We start from the raw sequence: 22,255 nt of genomic DNA, 5'->3' as shown, positions 1-22,255 counted from the left end.
TCCAGCCACGGCATACATCTTTCCCTGGCGTGAGCGCGGCAACGGTGCTGGCCGGGCTGGAGCGGGGCGGAGGCAGGAGCGTAGGCCCCGCTGGGGGCCATGCCGCACGCGGGGATCGGATGGAGCTAGGAATTTTCTACCGGGCTTAGCGCAGGGCTTCGATGGCCTTCACGATCAGAGCGCGAGCGTCCGCGCCGTACACGGCCATGCTGCACAACCGCTCGAATGCCTTCGCGTACAGGGCGATTTCGGAAGGCTGGGTGACGTTCACCTCGGCGGACACCAGCTCGACGGAGACGTGCTTGTCGTCGTAGAGGTGAAAGGTCTCTTCGGGCCAGTGCGTCCGACGGATGGTCATCGGGATGACTCCGAGGGAGACGGCCGGTAGGGCTCCGGCGGTGAGGAGGTAGCCGAGTTGCGCTGCCATCGCGTCGGCGTCGGCCACCTGGGAGTGGAGGACGGCCTCCTCGATGACCACGACGAAACGGTGCCCCTGCTCATGGATGATGCGGGAGCGTTCGAGCCGCGCACGCGCTGCCTCTGCGCTGTCGTCGGTGTCCAGGTCGTGGATGTCGGCGGCGATACCGAGTACGGCCAGGGCGTAGCCCTCTGTCTGCAACGGCCCAGGGACGATGCTGGAGGAGTAGATCCGGAAGTTCTGGGTCTCGCGAGACGCCTGCATCCTGCTTTCCTGGATGTGGCGAAGTCCGGCGCGGACCTGGTCGCGCCACTGCCGGTACATCGACTCGGCGCTGATGGACTGCACGACGAGGTCCTGTGCTTGTCTGTCCGAACCGGTCGCGGTGCACCATCGTCGGATGTCGTTCGCGGACGGCCCGGTGAGAGCGTTCTCGATGCGCGAGGTTTTGGAGTAGTGCCAGCCGCACGCGGCAGCCAACTGCACGACCGTCAGGCCGGCTTCCTTGCGAAGGTCGCGCAGCCGGTGAGCGACGGCTTCACGTGCGGCCTGGGCAGATGAGGACGGCGAGGCGGGCATGGGTTGGCTGCCGGTGCTTTCTGGTTAGTGGATCTGGTACTGGTCGTGAGGGATCGCGCGCGACCATACGGCCTCGAAGGACTCAGTGCAGAGCTTCGCGGCGGCAGGGTCCTGCGAGATCTCGTGGTCGATCATGGCCCCGTCGCCGGAGAAGTAGCCCCACCGGATCACCTGGTCGTCAAAGAGCCAGAAGTCGTTGCCCGGCAGGGCGATGTCCGAGGCACCTCGGCGGGGCAGCCAGCGCACTTGTTCGCCGGCGTGCACGTTGACGCCGGTGGATGCGTGTTCGTAGCGGATGTAGTCGGTGACGGGTTCGGACACGATTCGCGCGCGCCGTACCCCGACGCCGCGCGCAACGGCGCGGGAGACCAGGTCCACCCAAGGCGCCCAGTCCGGTGACTCCGGGTCGATGTCGATACGGCCGGTCTCCAGCCATGCCCGGAAGTCATCGGCCTCTGCGGCCACGCCGTAGTGGTCTCGCATCTCAAGGTGCACAGCGGAGCGTGTGCAATTGTCCATGAGTTCAGCGATCGTCGGAACGATCGAGGACATCGCATGCCTCCCTGATCATGTGCACCATCCTGGCCGGGACGCGGATGACGGCCTCGTCCACCGGAATGCCGACGGCATGACCTGGCACTTCGAACGCGGCGCACTCTGCTTCGAGTTGGGAGTCGGGCTTCCATCCTTGGAAGACCAGTTCGCCCTTCTCTTGGTCAACCCACACGGTCGGTGAGTCCCCGGTCTTGGTGTCGGGGTCGATCCCGATGAACCGTAGCGACATGACCGTCTCCATCCATGAGATGTGCAGTTCTTTGCGACACGTTCCGATAGATGACGCGTCCGGTCAAGAGGTCAAAATCGCCGTGATTCAGGGTCAGTCAGCCAAAATGCAAACATCTGCACATTGCTGGTAACGGTGCGCATCGCGCTCCTAGCTTCAAGAGGCACGATGAGACCCGGTGACCACGCGAACGGCCCCGGGTGCGGCCGACGGGGCAGGGGTCGACATGGCGAACCGCACAACCGCAGCATCCGAGGGCACTGAGCGTCGGCAAGCCGATCGCCCTGACATTGCGGTCATGCGCGAGACCGCGCAGATTCTGTTGGACCCAGACGCCATGGCGCTGCCGCCGACGGCTGATGAACTAGAGACGCTGACACAGATGGTTCGAGGCCACTTGGAGCTGCTCATCCCCGAGGTCGAGCAGTCCGCCAGGCGGTTGAAGAAAGACAGCATCCCTCGGTACTGCGCGCTCGCCTGCGTAGGTGAGGCGAGGGGAAAACTTCGCGCCGAGCCGATTCGCAGATTCGGCGTAGAAGTCGGCCATGCTCGACGCCTGGCACGCACCTTGAACGCTTTGTGCGACCACTACGAGAACCTCGGCGCGCGCCGGTGACCGCAGCCACCGACGACACTTCGACGTGCTCCGCAGAGTGTGCGGTGGCTGCCCGGGACGGCTACCAGTACCTGCACCAGGACTGCCGCCAGACCAAGGACATCCCACTACCCCACGGGGCTGGCCTCGTTCTGGTGCCACGCTGCACCTGTCCCTGCCACACGCATACGGCGGGTACGTCATGACCCTGCGCTTCTGCCGCTACTGCGACGAACCGATCACCGGACCTGATGACGCAGTTCACCTCTGGCACGAAGAGAGCATGAGCGGACCAGGACGGGACGTGTGGGCACACCGCGAGCACGCCGGCCTCGTCGAGCCGGATACCGCGCTGGTGCGCATCCTGGCTCGCCTACTGATCGCGGGGTGGACGGGGCCCACGACCCGGGCTTCACGCTGCGGACCTACACCCACCTGATGCCGAGCAGCGAGAAGCGCACGCGGGAAGCGGTGAACGGCGCGTTCGAGGTCGGCCCGAAGACCGATGACGGCCCCACGACGGCCCAGGGGACCTGAGTAAGGGGGAAACGCACAGGCCAGGCCGCAAGTCAGGTCAGTAGCGCTGGTTGAGATACCCCAGGAACTCGTCGTGCAGGATGCCGTTCGACGCCGCCGCGTTGCCGCTGTGCGGGCCCGGGCGGCCGTCGAGGCCCGTGAAGGTGCCGCCGGCCTCGGTGACGATGATCGCGTTCGCCGCCATGTCCCACAGGGAGAGTTCCGGTTCGGCGCAGATGTCGACCGAGCCCTCGGCGACCATCATGTAGGGCCAGAAGTCGCCGTACGCGCGCGTGCGCCACACCTCGCGGGTCAGGTCGAGGAAGCCGCCGAGCCGGCCCTGGTCCTCCCAGCCGGTGAGCGAGGAGTACGCGAAGGACGCGTCCGCCAGCTTCGAGACCCGGGAGACGCGCAGCCGGGACGCGGAGGACAGGCTGCGCCCCGTGTAGGCGCCGTGGCCCTTCGCCGCCCACCAGCGGCGGCCCAGCGCGGGCGCCGAGACCAGGCCGACGACGGGCTGGTAGCCGCCCTCCGCCGCCTCCGTCAGGGAGATCAGCGTGGCCCACACCGGGACCCCGCGCACATAGTTCTTGGTGCCGTCGATCGGGTCGATCACCCAGCGGCGGGGGCCGGTGCCCTCGACGCCGTACTCCTCGCCGATGACCGCGTCCCGGGGGCGGGCGCGCTGGAGATGACCGCGGATCAGTTCCTCGGCGGCCTTGTCCGCCTCGCTGACCGGAGTCATGTCCGGCTTGGTCTCGACCTTGAGATCGAGCGCCTTGAACCGCGCGGTCGTCGCGGCGTCGGCGGCGTCCGCGAGGACGTGGGCGAGGCGCAGGTCATCGTGATAGTCGGCCATGCGTGAACCGTATCTTCAGGGGTCCGCGCGGGGCTACCGGGTCCGATGGGCGAAACGTGAGGTGAGGGGCGTCCGGCGGGATGCCCCGGCCGGCGGCGACCCGCCGGGCACGGCCCGGCTCCCGCGCGCGATGGCCGAAGTGCGCCCCCCGCCGCAGCCGCGAACCCTTGACAGTGCACCCGCGCACGTCAAATCTGGTCGCGGAGCCGCTCGCCCCCGGGAGGCGAATGATGCCTGCAGCGCGGGAATCCCTGTTGGACGCCGCCTATACGGCGCTGGCACGCAGGTCGTGGTCCACCGTGCGGATGGTGGACGTGGCCGCCGCCGCCGGAGTGTCCCGCCAGACGCTGTACAACGAGTTCGGCAGCAAGGAGGGGCTCGCGCGGGCGCTGGTCAGAAGGGAGGCCGACGGTTATCTCGTCGGCGTCGACCGGGCCCTCGGCGCCCATGCCGACGCCCGTGAGCGGCTGACCGCGACCGCCGAGTGGACCACGTCGGCGGCCCGCGAGAACGCGCTGGTGCGGGCGATGCTCACCGGCTGCTGGAGCGAGCGGCTGCCCTCACCGACTCTGTCCGCCGTGCCGTCCTCCTCCGCCGTGCCCGCGCAGCGCCGGGCCGACGGGCCGCTGCCCTCGCCCGGTGACTTCGTGGCCGTCGTCCGCGACCGTGCCGTGGCCGCGCTCGCCGGACCCGGCGCGGCCCGGCCGGACACCGCCGACCTGGCCCGCTCCTGCGAACTCGTCGTCCGCCTCGCCCTGTCCTGTGTGGCCGCGCCGCCGGGGGAGGGCGGTGTCGGCGAACTGGTGCGCAGCGCGCTGGGCGCCACCTGACCTCAGCGCGCGGAACGGCGGCCCGCGGAACGGCGGCCCGCCGAACGGCAGTACGCGGAAATGTCAGTACGCGGAAATGTCAGTACGCGGAAACGTCAGTGCGCGGAACCGGACAGTTGGAGCCCGATCACGCCGACGATGACGAAGCTGATCGACACCAGCTTCAGCGTCGACACCAGGTCGCCGAGGAAGACCATGCCGTAGATCGCGGTACCGGCCGCCCCGATGCCGGTCCACACCGCGTAGGCGGGGCCCACGTCGAGCTTGCGCAGGGAGAGGGTGAGGAGCCCGAAGCTGCCCAGGGCGAAGACGCAGAAGGCGATCGTGGGCCACAGCCGCGTGAAGCCGTGGGACAGCTTCAGGCACACGGCGAACCCGGTCTCCAGAATTCCGGCCACGACAACCAGCAGCCACGCCATTGTGCTGTCCTCCCGTTTGTCCGGCTCGGTGCGATTATGCACTTACCGAACTCGAGTCCCCACAAACACGCGATGGTCGGCCGGTGATCAGTCGCCTTCCGTCCGCTCCCGGGTGGCCAGCAGCCGCCGTAGCGAATAGAGCCGCTGCGGATCGGCGTGGCCGTCCGCGACCCACTGGTCCAGGGCGCAGTCCGGCTCGTCGTGGCTGCACGCGCGGGGGCAGTCGACCGTGCCGGGCTCCAGGTCGGGGAAGGCCTTGATGACCCGGGACGGGTCCACGTGGTGCAGGCCGAAGGAACGGACGCCCGGGGTGTCGACCACCCAGCCCGAGTCGTCGGGCAGCGGGATCGCGCGCGCCGAGGTCGTGGTGTGCCGGCCGCGCCCGGTGACGGCGTTGACGATCCCGGTGCTGCGCCGCCGGTCCGACGACACCAGCGCGTTCACCAGGGTCGTCTTGCCGACCCCGGAGTGCCCCACGAACGCGGTGATCTTGCCGTCGAGCTGCTTGCGGACCCGCTCCACGGCGGTGCCGCTCTCCAGCTCCTCCCGGCTCGTGACCACGTACGGCACGCCCAACGCGCCGTACAGCTCCAGGAGTTGGTCCGGGGACGCCAGGTCCGACTTGGTCAGCACGAGCAGCGGTTCGAGGCCGCCGTCGTAGGCGGCGACCAGGCAGCGGTCGACGAGGCGGGGGCGCGGCTCGGGGTCGGCGAGGGCGGTGACGATGGCGAGCTGGTCGGCGTTGGCGACGACCACGCGCTCGTAGGGGTCGTCGTCGTCGGCCGTGCGGCGCAGCACCGAGGTGCGCGGCTCGATGCGGACGATCCGCGCGAGGGTGTCCTTGTCGCCGGACAGGTCGCCGATGATGGCCACCCGGTCGCCGACCACCGCGGCCTTGCGGCCCAGTTCGCGGGCCTTGATCGCCATCACCACCCGGTCCTCGACCAGGCAGGTCAGCCGGCCCCGGTCGACGGTGAGGACCATGCCCTCGACCGCTTCCTCGTGCTTGGGCCGGATGTTGGTGCGCGGCCGGTTGCCCTTGCGGTTCGGGCGCTGGCGGATGTCGTCCTCGTCGGTGTGCTTGCCGTAGCGGCGCATGGCGAGAGTCCCCTACGCCCCGTCGCTCCCGAGCATCCCGGCCCACAGATCGGGGAAGTCCGGAAGCGTCTTCGCGGTCGTCGCCACGTCCTCGATCCGCACGCCCTCGACCGCGAGGCCGATGATCGCCCCGGCCGTCGCCATCCGGTGGTCCTCGTAGGTGTGGAAGACCCCGCCGTGCAGCGGGCGCGGGCGGATGTGCAGACCGTCGGCGGTCTCGGTGACATCGCCGCCCAGCTCGTTGATCTCCTTGGTGAGCGCGGCCAGCCGGTCCGTCTCGTGCAGCCGCAGGTGCGAGACGCCCCGCAGCGTGGACGGCGAGTCCGCGAGGGCGGCGACGGCCGCGATGCCCGGGGTCAGCTCGCCGACCTCGCCGAGGTCCACGTCGATGCCGTGGATCGCACCCGAACCGGTGAACTCCAGCCCGTAGTCGGTGAGTTCGCAGGAACCACCCATCTCGGTGAAGATCTGCCGCAGCCGGTCACCGGGCTGGGTGGTACGGGAGGGCCAGTCCGGTACGACGACCTTGCCGCCGGTCACCAGCGCCGCCGCGAGGAACGGCTGCGCGTTCGACAGATCCGGCTCGATGGTCAGGTCCCGGCCCAGCAGCGCGCCCGGTGTCACCCGCCAGACGTTCGGTTCACCGCCCGACTCCGGGGTGTCCACCTGGGCGCCGACCGCGCGCAGCATGTCGACGGTCATCCGGATGTGGGGCAGGGACGGCAGGGAGGAGCCGGTGTGGCGGACCTCGACGCCCATGTTGAAGCGCGGGCCCGAGAGCAGGAGCGCCGACACGAACTGCGACGAGGACGACGCGTCGATCGACACCGGGCCGCCGTCCAGCGCACCGCCCCCGTGGACCGTCAGCGGCAGCGCGCCCCGGCCCTCGTCGTCGATGCGGGCCCCGAGCACGCGCAGGGCGTCGATCACACCGTGCAGCGGGCGCTCGTACGACCTGGGGTCGCCGTCGAAGCGGACGGGGCCGTCGGCCAGCGCGGCGACCGGGGGGAGGAAACGCATCACGGTGCCCGCGTTGCCGACGTCCACCGCGGCCGGGCCGCGCAGGCCCGAGGGGATGACCCGCCAGAACTCGCCGGAGCCCTTCTCCGTGCCCACGCCCTCTTCGATGCCCACGCCCATCGCGCGCAGGGCGCCCGCCATGAGGAGGGTGTCCCGGGAGCGGAGCGGGCGGCGGAGCCAGCCCGGTTCGCTGGCGAGGGCGGCGAGGACGAGGGCGCGGTTGGTGACCGACTTGGACCCGGGGACGTGGACCGTCGCGTCGACGGCTCCGCGGGCGTGCGGGGCGGGCCAGAGGGCGGTTTCGTTCGGGGCCATGGGCCCCACTGTATAAGGAGGTCGTCGTGCGGGTGCCGCGCCGTCGGGGCCGGTCGCGCCCCTGGTGACTCGCCCCTTCGGGGACCGTCACAGTTCCAGCAGCCACCGTCCGCCGCCGATCAGCGAGCACAGCGACACCAGGTGGAACAGGAACAGCCACAGGCCCGCCGGTACGTGCGTCAGCCGCGCCAACTGGTCCGCGTCGGAGTCCCCGGCCCCGCCCCTCGACCGCTTCGCCTGGAGCTCGAAGGCGGGCCGCACTCCGCCCAGCAGCAGGAACCACACCACCGCGTACGCGAACGCCGCCTGCACCTGCGGGCCCGTCAGCCAGGACACCAGGAGGAAGGCCGCGCCGCTGAGGATCACCGTCAGGGCGCCGTAGGCGTTGCGGATCATCACCAGCATGGCGATCAGCAGCAGGGTCGACAGCCACAGCAGGAGCGTGATGTGACCGGCGGCCAGGAGAGCGGCGCCGCCCAGGCCCAGGAGCGGGGGAGCGGTGTAGCCGGCCGCGGCCGTGAGGATCATGCCGAGGCCGTGCGGCTTGCCCCGGCTGACGGTGAGGCCGCTGGTGTCGGAGTGCAGGCGGATGCCGGTGAGCTGGCGGCCGGTCAGCAGCGCCACCAGACCGTGGCCGCCCTCGTGGGCGATGGTGATGGCGTTGCGGGAGACGCGCCACAGCCCGTGCGGGACGACCACGGCGAGCGCGGCGACCAGGGTGGCGATCACCACCCACAGGTCCGGGTCCGGCTGGCTGCCGAAGACCTCGTCCCAGAGGGCTGGTATCGAGGCGATTGCGGTGCTTTCCATGGGCGGCGAAGGCTCCCGAGGTGGTCGTCGAGTCTGGCAGTGTTGCACGTATGTGCGGACGGTATGCAGCTAGTCGTGGGCCCGAGGATCTCGCAGGAGTCTTTGAGATCGAGAAGTGGGAGCCCGAGGAGGTTCTCGCCCCCGACTACAACGTGGCCCCGACCAAGGAGGTCTATGCAGTCCTGGACCGTCCACTTAAGGACGCGGACAGTCCGAGGCCGGTTCGCCAGCTGCGCAAGCTGAAGTGGGGGCTCGTGCCGAGCTGGTCGAAGACCCCCGAGGGCGGTGCGCGGATGATCAACGCCCGCGCGGAGACCGTGCACGAGAAGCCCTCGTTCCGCCGCGCCTTCGCGGCCCGCCGCTGCGTCATCCCCGCCGACGGCTACTACGAGTGGGTCACCGCCAGGGACGAACGCGAGCTGGAGGTCGAGGGGAAGAAGAAGCGGCAGCGCAAGCAGCCGTACTTCGTGCTCCCGGCCGACGGGTCGGTGTTCGCGATGGCCGGGCTGTACGAGTTCTGGCGGGACCGGACGCTGCCCGACGACCATCCGCTGTCCTGGTGGGTCACCTGCTCGGTGATCACCACCGAGGCGGAGACGACCCCGCTCGCGGTCGCCCCGGCGGACGGGCCGTACGCGCTCGCCGACATCCACCCCCGGATGCCCCTCATGCTGACCCCGGACCGCTGGGACGCCTGGCTAGACCCGGCCCGTACCGACCCGGACGAGCTGCGCGAGCTGCTCGCCCCGCCGCCCACCGGGCTGATGCGCGCCTATCCGGTGTCCACGGCCGTCAGCAACGTCCGCAACAACGGACCGGAGCTGCTGAAGGAACTGGAGGGGCCCGAGGAGGGCACACTCTTCTGATGTGAGCGAGATCATCGTCGATACGGACGCGGGCGCGGCCCGCGTCACCTGGCACCCGGCCCGCAAGGCGCGGCTCGTCCTCGCCGTCGGTCATGGCGCGGGCGGTGGCATCGAGGCCCGGGACCTCCAGGCCCTGGCCGCCGTCCTCCCCGCGCACGGGGTGACCGTCGCGCTGGTCGAGCAGCCCTGGCGGGTGGCCGGCAAGAAGGTGGCGCCCGCGCCGAAGACGCTCGACGTGGGCTGGCGGGGGATCTGGCCGACCGTCGCGAAGCCCGGGCTGCCGGTGATCTCCGCCGGCCGCAGCGCGGGCGCCCGCGTGGCCTGCCGTACGGCGACGGAACTGGGCGCCGCCGCCGTCCTCGCCCTGAGCTTCCCGCTGCACCCGCCCGGCAAGCCGGAGAAGTCACGGGCCGCCGAACTGCTCGGCGCCGGGGTGCCCACGCTCGTCGTGCAGGGCGGCAACGACCCCTTCGGGAAACCGGCGGAGTTCCCCGAGGGCGACTTCGAGCTGGTCGAGGTGCCCTGCGGCGACCATGGTTTCGCGGTGCCGAAGCGGGCGGAGATCGCTCAGGAGGAGGCCCTGGAGATCATCTCCGGGCGCGTGCTGGAGTGGACTCGAACACTCGGGTGAAGGGTGGGAATGCCGGGACCCTTACCGCTGTTGTGGAGGGCACAGAGAGTCGTAGAAAGGAAGTCCTCCGCATGGGTTCGACCTTCTGCCCGTCCCGTGGCAGCCGCCCCGACCTCGACTGGTCGGTGCTGCACGCGGCCAAGGCCACCCCTATTGGGGCGGCGGGCGGACCGGATCGTCGTCTATCCTCCGATTCTGGTGGCATCGGCTTCGTTGCCGCCCGGAATCTTGAGGAGGTGGGTCCGGTTCCCGGTACCGACGCAGGGACCGAACACGGCCAGGCGGAGCAGCCCGAGGGCCAGGGCACGAGCACGGAGTCGACGGCGGAGCGCAGCGCGCGCTTCGAGCGGGACGCGCTCGAATTCCTCGACCAGATGTACTCGGCCGCGCTGCGCATGACCCGCAACCCGGCCGACGCCGAGGACCTGGTGCAGGAGACCTACGCCAAGGCGTACGCGTCCTTCCACCAGTTCCGCGAGGGCACCAACCTCAAGGCGTGGCTGTACCGCATCCTCACCAACACGTTCATCAACTCGTACCGCAAGAAGCAGCGCGAACCCCAGCGCTCCGCGGCCGAGGAGATCGAGGACTGGCAGCTCGCGCGCGCCGAGTCGCACATGTCGACGGGTCTGCGCTCGGCCGAGTCGCAGGCGCTCGACCACCTGCCCGACTCGGATGTGAAGGAAGCCCTCCAGGCCATTCCGGAGGAATTCCGCATCGCCGTGTATCTCGCCGACGTAGAGGGCTTTGCGTACAAGGAGATCGCGGACATCATGGGGACACCCATCGGTACGGTGATGTCCCGGCTGCACCGGGGCCGCCGTCAACTGCGCGGCATGCTGGAGGACTACGCGCGTGACCGCGGACTGGTCCCGGCCGGCGCCGGAGAGTCGAACGAAGCGAAAGGCTCGGGCTCATGAGCTGCGGAGAGCCGCACGAGACGGACTGCAGTGAAGTCCTCGACCATCTCTACGAGTTCCTCGACAGAGAGATGCCGGACGCGGACTGCACCAAGTTCGAGGTGCACTTCGAGGAGTGCTCGCCGTGCCTGGAGAAGTACGGCCTGGAGCAGGCCGTGAAGAAGCTCGTGAAGCGGTGCTGCGGACAGGACGACGTGCCGTCGGACCTGCGCTCCAAGGTGATGGGACGCCTGGAGATGATCCGGTCGGGGCAGGTCGTGCCCGAGCATGACGTGACCGCCTCCCCGCAGGAGTCCTGAACGGACTGTCGTCACTCGAATGTGCTAATCCCCGGGCGATGAGCCCGCTGCCGCCCCCTGACCGCCCTAGGCTCCTCGGCCTGGACAGGCATGGTCGGGGGGAAGGGCGTCAGCCATGGAGGCGACACCGGCACGGGCACGGGCGTACGTCCTCTGTGCCGTCGCGGGCGCCCTGTTCTGCCTGCTGCCGCTGCCGGCCGTCCACGCACCCTGGTGGGCGGTCGCCCTGCTCGCGGCCCTGTACGCGGGCTGCGAGCAGATCGCCCGGCGCCGGTTCGCGGGCACCTTCTACCCCGTGCTGCTGGCCGCGGCCTTCCTCCTGCCCCCGCCCGCCGCCGCGCTCGTACCGCTGCCGGGCGCGCTGTTCTCCCACGTCACCCAGGGCTCGCCCTGGCTCCGGCGCGGCTGGCGGGCCGCACAGCTCGCCCTCGCCGTGTGGGCCGCGGGCCGCGTCCACTGGGCGCTGGGCGGCCGGGACGCGGTCGTCGCCTCCGACTTCCCCTACGCCCTGCTGCCCGCCCTGGCCGCCGTCCTCGTCTTCTGCCTGGTCCTGACCGTCCTCGACGGCGGCATTCTCGCGGTGGCCGAGCGGCTGCCGCTGCGCCGCGCCTGGCGGGGCCTGTTCCTGCGGTCCCTGGCACCCATCGGCGTCCACGGGCTCGCCGGACTGATGATGGCCGTCCTGTGGCGCAGCCCCTACGGCCCGGTCGCCGCGCTGCTCGTGCTGCTGCCGATGGGCGTGTCCTGGTGGGTGTTCGCCCAGTACCACCGCGAACACGCGGCCCACCAGGCCACCATCCGCGCCCTCGTCCAGGCCGTCGACATCAAGGACGGCTACACCCGCGGCCACAGCGAGCGGGTCGGCCAGGCGTCGATGATGATCGCGCGGGAGCTGGGCATGGACGACGCGCGGGTCGAGGTCCTGCGCTTCGCCGGGATCCTGCACGACGTCGGCAAACTCGGCGTGCCCACCCGGCTGCTCCGCAAGGACGGCCCGCTCACCCCCGAGGAACGCCGGGTCATCGAACTGCATCCCGAGTACGGCCACGAGATCGTGCGCGGGATCGCCTTCCTCGGCGAGGCCAGAGCGGCCGTCCTGCACCACCACGAACGGCTTGACGGCAGCGGATACCCCTACGGCCTGCTGGGCGGTCAGATCCCGGAGTCCGCACGGGTGGTGGCCGTCGCCGACGCCTTCGACGCGATGACGTCGACCCGCTCCTACCGGCGGGCCCGCCCGGTGCCGGCCGCGCTCGCGGAGCTGGAGCGGTGCGCGGGGGCGCAGTTCGATCCGCGGATGGTGGACGCGCTGGTGCTGGCCCTCGGCAAGTACGGCTGGCGGCCCGCCGTGACCGCGGACGAGCCCGCCGACCTCGTGCCACCGCCCGCGCCCGTCGTGAGCCGGCCCGGAGCACGCCGATGACAGCGCGCCGCGACCCCCTGCCCCGCACCCTCATCCACACCTGCGCCGCACTCCTCGCCACCACCTCCCTCGCCCACACCCTCTGGACCGGCGTCGAGGCGCGCGGAGTCGCCCTCGCCTTCGGACTCCTCGTCGCCGTGGGCGAGTCGATCCGCTGGACCGGCCCGACCGGGCTGCGCGAAACCGCCCCGCTCGGCGCCGCCGGCGCCCTCTCCTACGCCCTCCTCGGCGCCGACGCAGGCCGGGCCACCCACCACGGCGTCCTCCAGGTCGTCACCGTGGTCGTCGCCGCCTCCCTCGTCGGCTGCGTGCCGCACATCGCGCGCGGCCACACCGGCACCCGCGACCAGCTGGCGCGCCGCACCCTCACGGTCGGCTTCGCCGCCGTCTGCTTCCAACCCCTGTACAACCAGGGCGTGTTCAAGCACTGGGGCGGACCCGCCTACGCCCTCCTGCTGCTCGCGCTGCTCTCCCTCACCGCCCTGTGCGACGCCGTGCTCGCCGCCGCGCTCGCCCACTCCCGCACCCGCTGGCCCTTCGGCCCGCTGCTCCGCGACGAGCTGCGCGGGATGCCCGGCATCGGGTCCGCGGTCTGCGCGACCGGCGCGGTGATGGCGCTCGCGGTCGCCGTGGTGGGGCTGTGGGCGCTGCCCGTCTTCTCCGTGCCGCTGCTGCTGACCCAGCTGTCCTTCCGGCGCTACGCGGCCGTACGGACCACCTACCGGCAGACCATCGCCTCCCTCGCCCGCTCCACCGAGATCGCCGGATACACCCCGGCCGGGCACGCCCACCGCGTCGCCGCGCTCTGCCGGGCGGTCGGGCGGGACATGGGGCTGTCCGCACCCGACCTCACCGTCCTGGAGTACGCCGCCCTGATGCACGACATCGGCCAGCTCAGCCTCGTCGACCCGGTACCGGCCGGCGCCACCGCCGTACTCCCCGTGGCCGAACAGCGGCGGATAGCCCTGCTCGGCGGGGCCGTCGTACGGCAGACCGGGGTGAGTCCCCAGGTCGCGGCCGTCGTGGAGCGGCAGGCCGATCCGTGCCGGGAGCAGCCGGTGTCCGCGCGGATCGTCCGGGCGGTGAACGCGTACGAGGAGAAAACCCGGGCAGGCGGCCCCGGCGGGCCCCTCCGGGCGCTGGAGGAGCTGCGCCTGGGGACCGCCGGGGACTACGCTCCCGAAGTCGTGGAAGCGCTGGCCCGGGTACTGACCCGGGACTGTCTGACCTTGCCCTCGGCTGGGTAACCCATGGGTAATGAGCGCCCTCCCAGCCGTACGTGGTTGGATGCGAAGAAGAGGGTGTCCGGGGGCAGAGCCAGCCCACTGAACGGAACTGGCAGGCGGGAATCGTGAGGATCTTCGGCAAGGGACGGCACCGGCCCTCCGCCTCCTGGCGGCAGGCCACCGACCGCGCGTTCACGCTGATCGGCGACGGTCGCTACGAGGACGCGGGCGCGTTGCTGACACGTGCCGCCGATCTGGAACCCTGGCTGTCCGAGTCCTGGTTCAATCTCGCCCTGCTGCACAAGTTCCGGCACGACTGGGAGCAGGCCAGGGCGGCCGGGCTCCGCGCGGTCGCGCTGCTGGAGCGGGAGGCCGGCGCCCCCGACTGGTGGAACGTGGGCATCGCGGCCACCGCCCTCCAGGACTGGCCGCTGGCCCGGCGGGCCTGGCAGGCGTACGGGCTGCGGGTCCCGGGCGGGGTCGCCGCGGCGGGCGAACCGGCCGGGATGGACCTCGGCAGCGCGGCCGTGCGGCTGTCGCCCGAGGGCGAGGCCGAGGTGGTGTGGGGGCGGCGGCTGGATCCGGCGCGGATCGAGGTGCTGTCCATTCCGCTTCCCTCGTCCGGGCGACGTTGGGGCGAGGTCGTGCTGCACGACGGGGTGCCGCACGGTGAGCGGACGACCGCGGCCGGGCACTCCTACCCCGTGTTCGACGAGATCGAGCTGTGGGCGCCGTCGCCCGTGCCGACGTGGGTGGTGCTGCTGGAGGCCGCCGCCGAGGCGGACCGGGACGCGTTGGAGCAGTTGGCGGCCGACGCGGGGTTCGCGGCGGAGGACTGGTCGTCGTCGGTGCGGTTGCTGTGCCGGATGTGTTCGGAGTCGCGGATGCCGTCCGACGAGGGCGACGGGGAGCACCTCGATCCGCACGACCACAGCGAGCCGGGGCACCCTGGGCCGCTGGGGCACCGGACGGACGGGCAGTTGTGGGTGCCGGAGCGCGAGTGCGGCCTGGCCGCGCCGGCTTCGCTGGTACGGGGGCTGCTGGACGGGTGGGTCGCGGACAGCCCGGACTCCCGGGACTGGCGCGATCTGGAAGAGGTCTGCTGAGGCCGGGGCTTCGGCCGCGGTCCCGCACCCCTGAGGGGGCGCTGCACGTACCCTGTATCAGCAACTCACCCCCTTGGCTTTGAGGAAGGCTTCCGTCGGCATGGCTCAGCAGGACACCGATCAGCAGCACGCGGGCGTGCTCCCCGTGGACGACGAGGGCTTCGTCATCGACACCGAAGAGGCGGAGGAGCGCGAGAACGCCTGGCGGGAGCGCGGGACCTCGCGGGCGATCACGGTCGTCGGGAATCCGGTGCTGCACAAGGAGTGCGCGGACGTCACCGAGTTCGGCGACGAGCTGGAGACGCTGGTCGCGGACATGTTCGCCTCGCAGCGCACCGCCGAGGGCGTCGGCCTCGCCGCCAACCAGATCGGAGTCGGTCTGAAGGTCTTCGTCTACGACTGCCAGGACGACGAGGGCAAGCGGCACGTCGGTGTCGTGTGCAACCCGAAGCCGGTCGATCTGCCCGCCGACAAGCGGCACCTGGACGAGAGCAACGAGGGGTGCCTGTCGGTGCCGACCGCGTACGCGCCGCTCGCGCGGCCCGACTACGCCGAGGTGACCGGGCAGGACGAGCGGGGCAACCCGATCAAGGTCCGCGGCACCGGCTACTTCGCCCGCTGCCTCCAGCACGAGACCGATCACCTCTACGGCTACCTCTACATCGACCGGCTCTCCAAGCGTGACCGCAAGGACGCGCTGCGGCAGATGGCCGAGAACGAGCCCCGCTACCCCGTGGTCGCCAACGACTGAGTCCCAGGGACGATCACAACCCCCTTCCGTACGGCGTCTGTTCAGGTGCACCTCCCTGACCAGGCGCCGTTCGCATGTCCGTCGCACATTCGATCGTTTCCGCTCTCGTAGTGATCCAAAATCAGTCAGACAAGGGGGGATTCTCGGCACTTGGGGGTAGTGAAGGGAGCAAATCCGTTCCCAGAACGGTCAGTTGTGGTGCTGAATGGGAAGTGCGGGGATACGCAACGGCGCACGCCCGGCACGGCGGGAGGGGCGTGCGCAACTGGCGGCTGAGAGGGGTTTGTTCGTGCCTGCTTTCTCGCACAGCACCACAACGGCATCGACGTCGGCGACGACGGCGATCGCGGTTCCACCATCGCTCTCTCTCCCGGTGATCGAGGCGGCGTTTCCCCGGCGACTGCATCCGTATTGGCCGAGGCTCCAGGAGAAGACCCGTGTCTGGCTGCTGGAAAAGCGTCTCATGCCGGCGGACAAGGTACGCGAATATGCCGACGGTCTTTGCTACACGGACTTGATGGCCGGGTACTACTTGGGCGCACCGGACGAGGTGCTCCAGGCGATAGCGGACTACAGCGCGTGGTTCTTCGTCTGGGACGACCGCCACGACCGGGACATCGTGTACGACCGGCCCGACGCCTGGCGCCGGCTCAGGTTCCGCCTGCACGCCGCGCTGGACGCACCACGTCACCACCTGCTTCACCCGGATCCCCTGGTCGCGGGGTTCGCCGACAGCGTGACGCGGATCTACTCGTTCCTCCCGGCCAGTTGGAACGCCCGGTTCGCCCGGCACTTCCACGCGGTGATCGAGGCCTACGACCGGGAATTCCGCAATCGCACCGAGGGGATCATTCCCACGGTCGAGGAATATCTCGCACTGCGCCGGCTCACCTTCGCCCACTGGATCTGGACCGATCTCCTGGAGGCGAGCGCGGGCTGCGAACTCCCGGACCGTGTACGGAAACACCCGGGATTCCGGCGGGCGGCCCTGCTCAGTCAGGAATTCGCCGCCTGGTACAACGACCTCTGCTCACTGCCCAAGGAAATCGCGGGCGACGAGGTCCACAATCTGGGAATCAGTCTCATCAAACACGAGGGGCTGACTCTTGAGGAAGCGGTCGCCGAACTCCGGTGCCGGATAGAGGAATGCATAACCGGATTCCTCGTCGCGGAGCAGGAGACCTTACGGTTCGCCGACCGGCTCGACGACGGCACCGTACACGGAATGGAATTGAACGCGGCCGTACGGTCCTGTCTCGGCAATATGCGCAACTGGTTCAGCTCCGTCTACTGGTTCCACCACGAGTCCGGCCGTTACATGGTCGACAGCTGGGACGACCGGTCCACACCCCCGTACGTCGACAACGAAGCGGCAGGTGAGAAATGACCGTCGAGTCTGTGAAGCCCGCTCCCCCCGAGGTGCCGGAGACCCCCGAGCCGCCCGTCGCGGGCGGCGGTGTCCCGCTTCTCGGCCACGGCTGGAAGCTGGTCCGCGACCCGCTGGCCTTCATGGCCGGGCTCCGCGACCACGGTGACGTGGTCCGGCTGCGCCTCGGCCCCAAGACGGTGTACGCCGTCACCGCGCCGGCCCTCACCGGGGCGGTGGCGCTGAGCCCCGACTACATCATCGCGGGCCCGCTGTGGGAGTCCCTGGAGGGACTGCTCGGCAAGGAAGGGGTGGCCACCGCCAACGGGCCCACCCACCGGCGCCAACGGCGCATCATCCAGCCCGCGTTCCGGCTCGACGCGATCCCCGGCTACGGGGCGATCATGGAGGAGGAGGCGCACGCGCTCACCGAACGCTGGCGACACGGCGGGACGGTCGACTGCACCTCCGAGGCCTTCAGGGTCGCGGTGCGGATCGCGGCCCGCTGTCTGCTGCGCGGCGACTTCATGGACGAGCGCGCCGAGCGGCTGTGCCTCGCGCTCGCCACCGTGTTCCGGGGCATGTACCGGCGGATGGTCGTCCCGGCCGGACCGCTCTACCGGCTGCCTCTTCCGGCCAACCGCGAATTCGACCGGGCACTGGCCGATTTGCATCTCCTCGTCGACGAGATCGTCGCCGAACGCCGGGCATCTGGTCAAAAGCCGGACGATTTGCTGACGGCGCTGCTGGAGGCGACCGACGAGAATGGCGACCCGATCGGGGAACAGGAGATCCACGACCAGGTGGTCGCGATCCTCACCCCCGGAAGTGAAACCGTCGCGTCCACGATCATGTCGCTGCTCCAGGTCCTCACCGAACACCCGGAACACGCCGACAAGGTATGTGCGGAAGTTGAATCCGTGACGGGCGGACGCCCGGTGGCATTCGACGACGTCCGCGCGCTCACCCACACCAACAATGTCCTCGTCGAGACCCTGCGGCTGTGGCCCGCCGTTTGGATATTGACGCGGCGGGCGGTCACCGACACCGAACTGGGCGGCTATCGGATTCCGGCCGGGGCCGACATCATCTACAGCCCCTACGCGATCCAGCGCGACCCCCGCTCGTATGCGCGCAACGAGGAGTTCGACCCCGACCGCTGGCTTCCGGAACGGTCCAAGGACGTACCGAAGTTCGCCATGAGCCCGTTCAGCGTGGGCAACCGGAAGTGTCCCAGCGACCACTTCTCGATGGCCCTGCTGAGCCTGATCACGGCGGCGGTGGCGACGAGGTACCGCTTCGAGCGGGTGTCCGGTTCCTACGACACCACCCGCGTCGGCATCACCCTCCACCCGCACCGGCTGATGGTCAGGCCGATCCCCAGGTGAGGCGGCAGGCGTGCGTTCAGGCGGCTTCCGGGCCCCTGAACGTGCGCCGGTAGGCGTGCGGCGTGGTGCCCAGCGCGCGGACGAACTGATGGCGCAGCGCCGGCGCGGTGCCGAAGCCGGCGCGCCAGGCGATGGTGTCCATCGTCTCGTCCGTCCCCTCCAGCAACTGCTGTGCCAGCAGCACCCGTTGACGCAGGATCCAGCGGTACGGCGTGGTCCCGGTCTCCTGCTGGAAACGGCGCGCGAAGGTCCGCGGCGACATGTGGGCCCGCGCGGCGAGCTGTTCGACGGTGACCTCCTGGTCGAGGTGCTCGGCCATCCACACCAGCACCTCGCCCACCGTGTCGCACTGCGAGCGCGGCAACGGCCGCTCGATGTACTGCGCCTGGCCCCCGTCGCGGTGCGGCGGTACGACCATCCGCCGGGCGATGGCGTTGGCGACCTCCGGGCCCTGCTCCTTGCGCACGATGTGCAGACACGCGTCGATACCGGCGGCCGTACCGGCGGAGGTGATCACCGGGTCCGCGTCGACGTACAGCACGTCCGGCTCCACGACGACCTTCGGGTACCGCTTTGCCAGCAGCTCCGCGTGGTGCCAGTGCACCGCGCACCGCCGCCCGTCCAGCAGCCCGGCCGCCGCCAGCACGAACACCCCGGAGCAGACGCTGAGCACCCGGGCACCCCGGTCCACGGCCCGCCGCAGCGCGTCGAGCAGTTCCGGCGGGTACTCCCGCGCCGCGTAGGCCGCGCCGGCCGGTACGGCGATCAGGTCCGCGCTCTCCAGCCGCTCCAGCCCGTGCCCGACGGCCAGCGAGAAGCCCGCGTGGGTGGCGAGCGTCGGCCCCTCGGCCGAGGCGACCGCGAAGTCGTAGACCGGCAGGCCCTCGTCGCTGCGGTCGAGGCCGAACACCTCGCAGACGACGCCGAGTTCGAAGGGATGCACGCCGTCGAGCAGGACCACGGCCACGTTTCTCAGCATGCCGCCAGTGTGCGCCGGATCTGGCAGTAAATCGAGGGTGTACGGCAGTACTGCCACTCACGGTAAGGAGTGTAAAGCGGGACAGTAGTGTCCATGAACACAGTCGCGGACAACCTCATCGCCCTTCTGACCGTCTTCGGCATCTTCGTCGTCGTGGCGTTCCCGTCGCTGCTCGGCATCGCGCACGAGCGGCGCATCGACCGTCAGATCCGGACCGCCCACCGGATCATGGCTTCGTCACCACGACGGTGACCGACCACTCCTGAATGCCCTTGCACGAGATCTTGTGCGGAGCCGTCGCGCACAGCGGCCGGGACGACGTGAGCTTCACGGTCCCGGCCGAGACCGCCTTGAACGCGTTGCTCGCGTCACCGGGCCGGATCAGGATCCCGCTGTTGGTGGCCTCCAGGCCGCTGCCGGCGGTCTTGACCTGCGTCCACGGCCGGGTCGCCGTCCCGTCCAGCAGAATCCGGACCGTACTGCCGGTCTTCAGACAGAACGTGCCGTTGCTGTCGGTGGCGGCCAGCTGCTCCTTCGCCGTGCAGGCCGGAGCGCTCCTGCTCGGTGTGGGGGACGAGGACGGCGAGACACTGCCGCTGCCGGTGTCGGACTTCGTGCCGCCGCAGCCCGTGAGGGCGAGTGCCAGGGTGGCGACGGCGAGGGACGGGGCGAGGGTGGATCGACGCATGGGGGGACCTCCTTGCCCCTTTGACGTGTCACGGACGCATCCGGATCCGCCGCGGGAAGTGAAGTATTCGTGGACATGACAGAGCCCCGGCCGCTGCGAGACGGCCGGGGCTCAGCTCATGAGGGTGTCAGCCGGTCGTGACGGCGGTGTCGTCGACGACGAAGCTGGTCTGGAGCGAGGAGTCCTCGACCCCGCTGAACTTCAGCGTGACCGTGCTGCCGGCGAAGGCCGACAGGCTGAAGGACTTCGCGACATAACCGCTGGCCGCGTTGAGGTTGGAGTAGGTGGCCAGGGTGGTCGAACCGGCGGTGACCGTCAGCTTGTCGTACGCGGTGCTGGTGGTGGTCTCGGCCGTGTCGATGTGCAGGTAGAAGGTGAACGTCGTGGCCGTGCAGCCGCTCGGGATCGTCACCGACTGGGAGAGCGTGTCGGTGTGGGTCGAGCCGTAGCCGTCGAGCCAGGCGTAGTACGAGCCCGCGTGCGCGGCCTCACTGCTGGAGTTGGTGATGACACCGCTGCTCGCGGTCCAGGTGGTGTTGCCCGACTCGAAGCCCGGGTTGCCCAGGAGCTGGGACGAGGTGCAGGTGCCGCTGCCGGAGGTGCTGACCGTCCAGGTGAAGGAGGCCGAGCCGGAGGCGCCGGTGGAGTCGGTCGCGGTCACCGTCACGGCGTAGGTGCCGGCGGTGGACGCGGTGCCGGAGATCAGCCCGGTCGAGCTGCTGATCGACAGGCCGGTGGGCAGGCCGCTCGCGCTGTAGGTGAGGGTCGCGCTCGCGCTGTCCGTGGCCGAGATCTGGAGGCTGGCCGTGGAGCCGGTCGCGGTGGACTGGCTGCCCGGGTTGGTGACGGTCACCGTGTTGCCGGTCGTGGTGCCGGCGGTGAAGGCGGCGGTGCCGTCCGGGGTGCCCCAGCCGGTCGGGCCGTCGTAGCCGGTCTCGGCGGTGCAGAAGTACGCCGTCGAGCAGGAGCCGTTGTTGCCGCTGGTGACGTCGTACAGGTTGCTGGTGTGGGAGTAGGGGTACTTCGCCGGGTAGTCGCTGGTGCCCGGGGCGCCGGCCAGCGCGTAGACGCCCGCGATGATCGGGGACGAGGCGCTGGTGCCGCCGTAGACCGCCCAGCCGGAGCCGCCGTAGGTGTCGTAGACGGCCACGCCGGTGGCGGGGTCGGCGACGGCGGAGACGTCGGCCTCCATGCGCTTGGTGCAGCCGGTGTCGGTCTGCCAGGACGGCTTCGAGTCGTACGCCGAGCAGCCGGAACCGGTGCCCTCGGTGCTGCTCGTCTTCCACACGGACTCGGTCCAGCCGCGGGTGTTGGACGAGGTGGAGAGGGCGGTGCCGCCGACGGCCGTCACGTACTGGGACGTCGCCGGGTACTCGGCGCCGTAGGCCTCGTCACCGGAGGAGACGGTGATCGCGACACCCGGGTGCTTGAAGTACGAGGTGTCCTCGCTGGTCTGCGAGGAGGACTCGGAGCCGCCCCAGCTGTTGGAGACGAACTTCGCGCCCAGCGCCACGGCCTCGTTCTCGGCGGTGCCGAGGTCGGAGTCGGTGGCCGAACTGGCCTCCACCAGAATGATGTTGCAGTTCGGGCAGACCGCGCTGACCATGTCGATGTCGAGCGCTTCCTCGCCCGCCCAGCCGCTGTCGTTGGTCGGCAGGGAGGTGGTCGAGCCGGTCTGGCTGACCTGCTTGAAGCAGCCGCTGGCCACCGTGCAGGCGGACAGGCCGAAGTTCGAGCGGTAAGTGGCCAGGTCCGAGGCCGCGTTGGGGTCGTTGTACGCGTCGACCACGGCGACCGTCAGGCCGGAACCGCCGGTCGAGGGCAGCGCGTACGCGCTGTGCAGGTTGGCCGGGCTGAGGCCGGACACGGCCGCGGCGGCGTCCGCGTGCACGGCGGCGGCCAGCTTCTGCTTGATGTCGGTGCGCCGCTGGGCGAAACAGGCCGCGTGGCCCGGGGCCGCGGTCGCGCACAGGTGCTCGGTCGGCACCTTCTGCCCGGCCTTGCCGGTCGAGTGGACGGCCTGGGCCGCGGGGGCGGTCAGCGCCTTGGCGTTCTGCGCGACCTTCGAGACCTGCGCGGACTGGGTGGTGGCGTGGGTGACCGGCTGCGCGCCGGCGGGCGCCGCGGCCACCAGGCCGAAGACGCTCAGGGCGAGGGCGGGCAGCGCTGCCGTAAGGATTCTTCGCAGGCTTCGTCTGGGCTTCTCACGCATGGGGGTACTGCCTCCGTCGAGTCGATTGGAGTGGGGTTCCTCGGCGTGGTGGCAGGCCTGTGACGCGCGTAGCGGCGGCGTTGAACGTCGTCATGGGCATGACACTTTGAGCGTTCCGTGGTGCCGTTGTGCATGACATGAACAGGACGCGCAGAAC

24 protein-coding genes and 1 pseudogene are annotated in these 22,255 nt (G+C 70.4%); 14 read left to right on the top strand and 11 right to left on the bottom strand.

The genetic code is table 11. The features are described 5' to 3' along the window. Window positions 1-145 precede the first annotated feature (145 nt). From ACIQPR_RS01185 to ACIQPR_RS01175, 3 genes are read right to left on the bottom strand one after another with little or no spacing between them, the layout of a single operon-like run. Window positions 146-997 (bottom strand): helix-turn-helix domain-containing protein, encoded by an 852-nt coding sequence (locus ACIQPR_RS01185; RefSeq protein ID WP_403640070.1) that lies wholly within the window; start codon window positions 995-997, stop codon window positions 146-148. Window positions 998-1,021: 24 nt separating this feature from the next. Next, on the bottom strand, window positions 1,022-1,549 hold the full coding sequence (locus ACIQPR_RS01180) for a DUF6879 family protein (RefSeq protein ID WP_403640067.1): 528 nt from the start codon (window positions 1,547-1,549) through the stop codon (window positions 1,022-1,024). Beyond that, entirely contained in the window at window positions 1,521-1,781 is a 261-nt protein-coding gene (locus ACIQPR_RS01175) for a hypothetical protein (RefSeq protein WP_403640064.1), read from the bottom strand. The genes ACIQPR_RS01180 and ACIQPR_RS01175 overlap by 29 nt, the downstream gene beginning before the upstream one ends. Before the next feature lie 298 nt (window positions 1,782-2,079). Here ACIQPR_RS01175 and ACIQPR_RS01170 point away from each other — a divergent pair, with 298 nt between their 5' ends. Together ACIQPR_RS01170 and ACIQPR_RS01165 are read left to right on the top strand one after the other, a co-directional pair. After that, entirely contained in the window at window positions 2,080-2,397 is a 318-nt protein-coding gene (locus ACIQPR_RS01170) for a DUF6415 family natural product biosynthesis protein (protein WP_403640061.1), read from the top strand. Between the two features lie 372 nt (window positions 2,398-2,769). Beyond that, window positions 2,770-2,913 (top strand): annotated as a pseudogene (locus ACIQPR_RS01165) (site-specific integrase); the annotation flags it as partial. Between the two features lie 37 nt (window positions 2,914-2,950). Here ACIQPR_RS01165 and hisN read toward each other — a convergent pair. Beyond that, the gene (hisN, locus tag ACIQPR_RS01160; RefSeq protein WP_403640058.1) at window positions 2,951-3,751 is read right to left on the bottom strand and encodes a histidinol-phosphatase; all 801 of its coding nucleotides are present in this window, start codon (window positions 3,749-3,751) and stop codon (window positions 2,951-2,953) included. A gap of 227 nt (window positions 3,752-3,978) precedes the next feature. On the opposite strand from hisN, the gene ACIQPR_RS01155 reads away from it, so the two are divergent. Further along, complete coding sequence (locus tag ACIQPR_RS01155; protein WP_403640055.1) at window positions 3,979-4,581, top strand: TetR/AcrR family transcriptional regulator; 603 nt, start codon at window positions 3,979-3,981, stop codon at window positions 4,579-4,581. A gap of 95 nt (window positions 4,582-4,676) precedes the next feature. Here ACIQPR_RS01155 and ACIQPR_RS01150 read toward each other — a convergent pair whose 3' ends face one another. The 4 genes from ACIQPR_RS01150 to ACIQPR_RS01135 all read right to left on the bottom strand — a co-directional run bounded on the left by ACIQPR_RS01150 (window position 4,677) and on the right by ACIQPR_RS01135 (window position 8,243). Continuing rightward, entirely contained in the window at window positions 4,677-5,000 is a 324-nt protein-coding gene (locus tag ACIQPR_RS01150) for a DMT family transporter (RefSeq protein WP_403640052.1), read from the bottom strand. An 87-nt stretch (window positions 5,001-5,087) separates the two neighbouring features. Continuing rightward, on the bottom strand, window positions 5,088-6,098 hold the full coding sequence (gene rsgA / locus ACIQPR_RS01145; RefSeq protein ID WP_403640049.1) for a ribosome small subunit-dependent GTPase A: 1,011 nt from the start codon (window positions 6,096-6,098) through the stop codon (window positions 5,088-5,090). A 12-nt stretch (window positions 6,099-6,110) separates the two neighbouring features. After that, window positions 6,111-7,433: a 3-phosphoshikimate 1-carboxyvinyltransferase gene (aroA, locus tag ACIQPR_RS01140; protein ID WP_403640046.1), complete on the bottom strand. Its 1,323-nt coding sequence runs from the start codon at window positions 7,431-7,433 to the stop codon at window positions 6,111-6,113. 87 nt (window positions 7,434-7,520) lie between these two features. Continuing rightward, a complete protein-coding gene (locus tag ACIQPR_RS01135) occupies window positions 7,521-8,243 on the bottom strand; it encodes a M50 family metallopeptidase (RefSeq protein WP_403640043.1) in 723 nt (240 codons plus the stop codon). A 50-nt stretch (window positions 8,244-8,293) separates the two neighbouring features. On the opposite strand from ACIQPR_RS01135, the gene ACIQPR_RS01130 reads away from it, so the two are divergent. The 10 genes from ACIQPR_RS01130 to ACIQPR_RS01085 all read left to right on the top strand — a co-directional run bounded on the left by ACIQPR_RS01130 (window position 8,294) and on the right by ACIQPR_RS01085 (window position 18,219). After that, window positions 8,294-9,109, top strand: a complete 816-nt coding sequence (locus ACIQPR_RS01130; RefSeq protein WP_403640040.1) for an SOS response-associated peptidase — start codon at window positions 8,294-8,296, stop codon at window positions 9,107-9,109. 1 nt (window position 9,110) lies between these two features. Next, window positions 9,111-9,740: an alpha/beta family hydrolase gene (locus ACIQPR_RS01125; protein ID WP_403640037.1), complete on the top strand. Its 630-nt coding sequence runs from the start codon at window positions 9,111-9,113 to the stop codon at window positions 9,738-9,740. 236 nt (window positions 9,741-9,976) lie between these two features. Next, window positions 9,977-10,660, top strand: a complete 684-nt coding sequence (gene sigR / locus ACIQPR_RS01120) for an RNA polymerase sigma factor SigR (RefSeq protein WP_019072149.1) — start codon at window positions 9,977-9,979, stop codon at window positions 10,658-10,660. Further along, a complete protein-coding gene (rsrA, locus tag ACIQPR_RS01115) occupies window positions 10,657-10,959 on the top strand; it encodes a mycothiol system anti-sigma-R factor (protein WP_403640034.1) in 303 nt (100 codons plus the stop codon). Before sigR ends, rsrA begins: the two co-directional genes overlap by 4 nt. Before the next feature lie 115 nt (window positions 10,960-11,074). Further along, entirely contained in the window at window positions 11,075-12,382 is a 1,308-nt protein-coding gene (locus tag ACIQPR_RS01110; RefSeq protein ID WP_403640031.1) for an HD-GYP domain-containing protein, read from the top strand. Continuing rightward, window positions 12,379-13,629 (top strand): HD-GYP domain-containing protein, encoded by a 1,251-nt coding sequence (locus ACIQPR_RS01105; protein WP_403640028.1) that lies wholly within the window; start codon window positions 12,379-12,381, stop codon window positions 13,627-13,629. The genes ACIQPR_RS01110 and ACIQPR_RS01105 overlap by 4 nt, the downstream gene beginning before the upstream one ends. A 104-nt stretch (window positions 13,630-13,733) precedes the next feature. Next, window positions 13,734-14,714, top strand: coding sequence for a tetratricopeptide repeat protein (locus ACIQPR_RS01100; protein ID WP_403640025.1), 981 nt, complete (start codon window positions 13,734-13,736; stop codon window positions 14,712-14,714). A gap of 100 nt (window positions 14,715-14,814) precedes the next feature. Continuing rightward, on the top strand, window positions 14,815-15,465 hold the full coding sequence (gene def / locus ACIQPR_RS01095) for a peptide deformylase (RefSeq protein ID WP_403640022.1): 651 nt from the start codon (window positions 14,815-14,817) through the stop codon (window positions 15,463-15,465). A gap of 289 nt (window positions 15,466-15,754) precedes the next feature. Then, a complete protein-coding gene (gene cyc1 / locus ACIQPR_RS01090; protein WP_403640019.1) occupies window positions 15,755-16,852 on the top strand; it encodes an epi-isozizaene synthase in 1,098 nt (365 codons plus the stop codon). Continuing rightward, complete coding sequence (locus ACIQPR_RS01085; protein WP_403640016.1) at window positions 16,849-18,219, top strand: cytochrome P450; 1,371 nt, start codon at window positions 16,849-16,851, stop codon at window positions 18,217-18,219. The genes cyc1 and ACIQPR_RS01085 overlap by 4 nt, the downstream gene beginning before the upstream one ends. A 16-nt stretch (window positions 18,220-18,235) precedes the next feature. Here the strand turns inward: ACIQPR_RS01085 and ACIQPR_RS01080 are convergent, their stop codons facing one another. Further along, a complete protein-coding gene (locus ACIQPR_RS01080) occupies window positions 18,236-19,198 on the bottom strand; it encodes a GlxA family transcriptional regulator (protein ID WP_403640013.1) in 963 nt (320 codons plus the stop codon). A gap of 93 nt (window positions 19,199-19,291) precedes the next feature. On the opposite strand from ACIQPR_RS01080, the gene ACIQPR_RS01075 reads away from it, so the two are divergent. Next, window positions 19,292-19,450 (top strand): hypothetical protein, encoded by a 159-nt coding sequence (locus tag ACIQPR_RS01075; protein WP_403640010.1) that lies wholly within the window; start codon window positions 19,292-19,294, stop codon window positions 19,448-19,450. Here the strand turns inward: ACIQPR_RS01075 and ACIQPR_RS01070 are convergent. Further along, window positions 19,425-19,886: a hypothetical protein gene (locus ACIQPR_RS01070; RefSeq protein ID WP_403640007.1), complete on the bottom strand. Its 462-nt coding sequence runs from the start codon at window positions 19,884-19,886 to the stop codon at window positions 19,425-19,427. The two genes, ACIQPR_RS01075 and ACIQPR_RS01070, sit on opposite strands and share 26 nt — an antisense overlap. Before the next feature lie 127 nt (window positions 19,887-20,013). Continuing rightward, complete coding sequence (locus ACIQPR_RS01065) at window positions 20,014-22,098, bottom strand: putative Ig domain-containing protein (protein ID WP_403640005.1); 2,085 nt, start codon at window positions 22,096-22,098, stop codon at window positions 20,014-20,016. Window positions 22,099-22,255: the final 157 nt, after the last annotated feature.

Source organism: Streptomyces sp. NPDC091280, from assembly GCF_044768565.1.
In the GTDB taxonomy this organism is placed as follows: Bacteria; Actinomycetota; Actinomycetes; order Streptomycetales; family Streptomycetaceae; genus Streptomyces.
The sequence above is the reverse complement of the archived record's forward strand: the minus strand, read 5'-3'. Positions and strand labels throughout refer to the sequence as shown.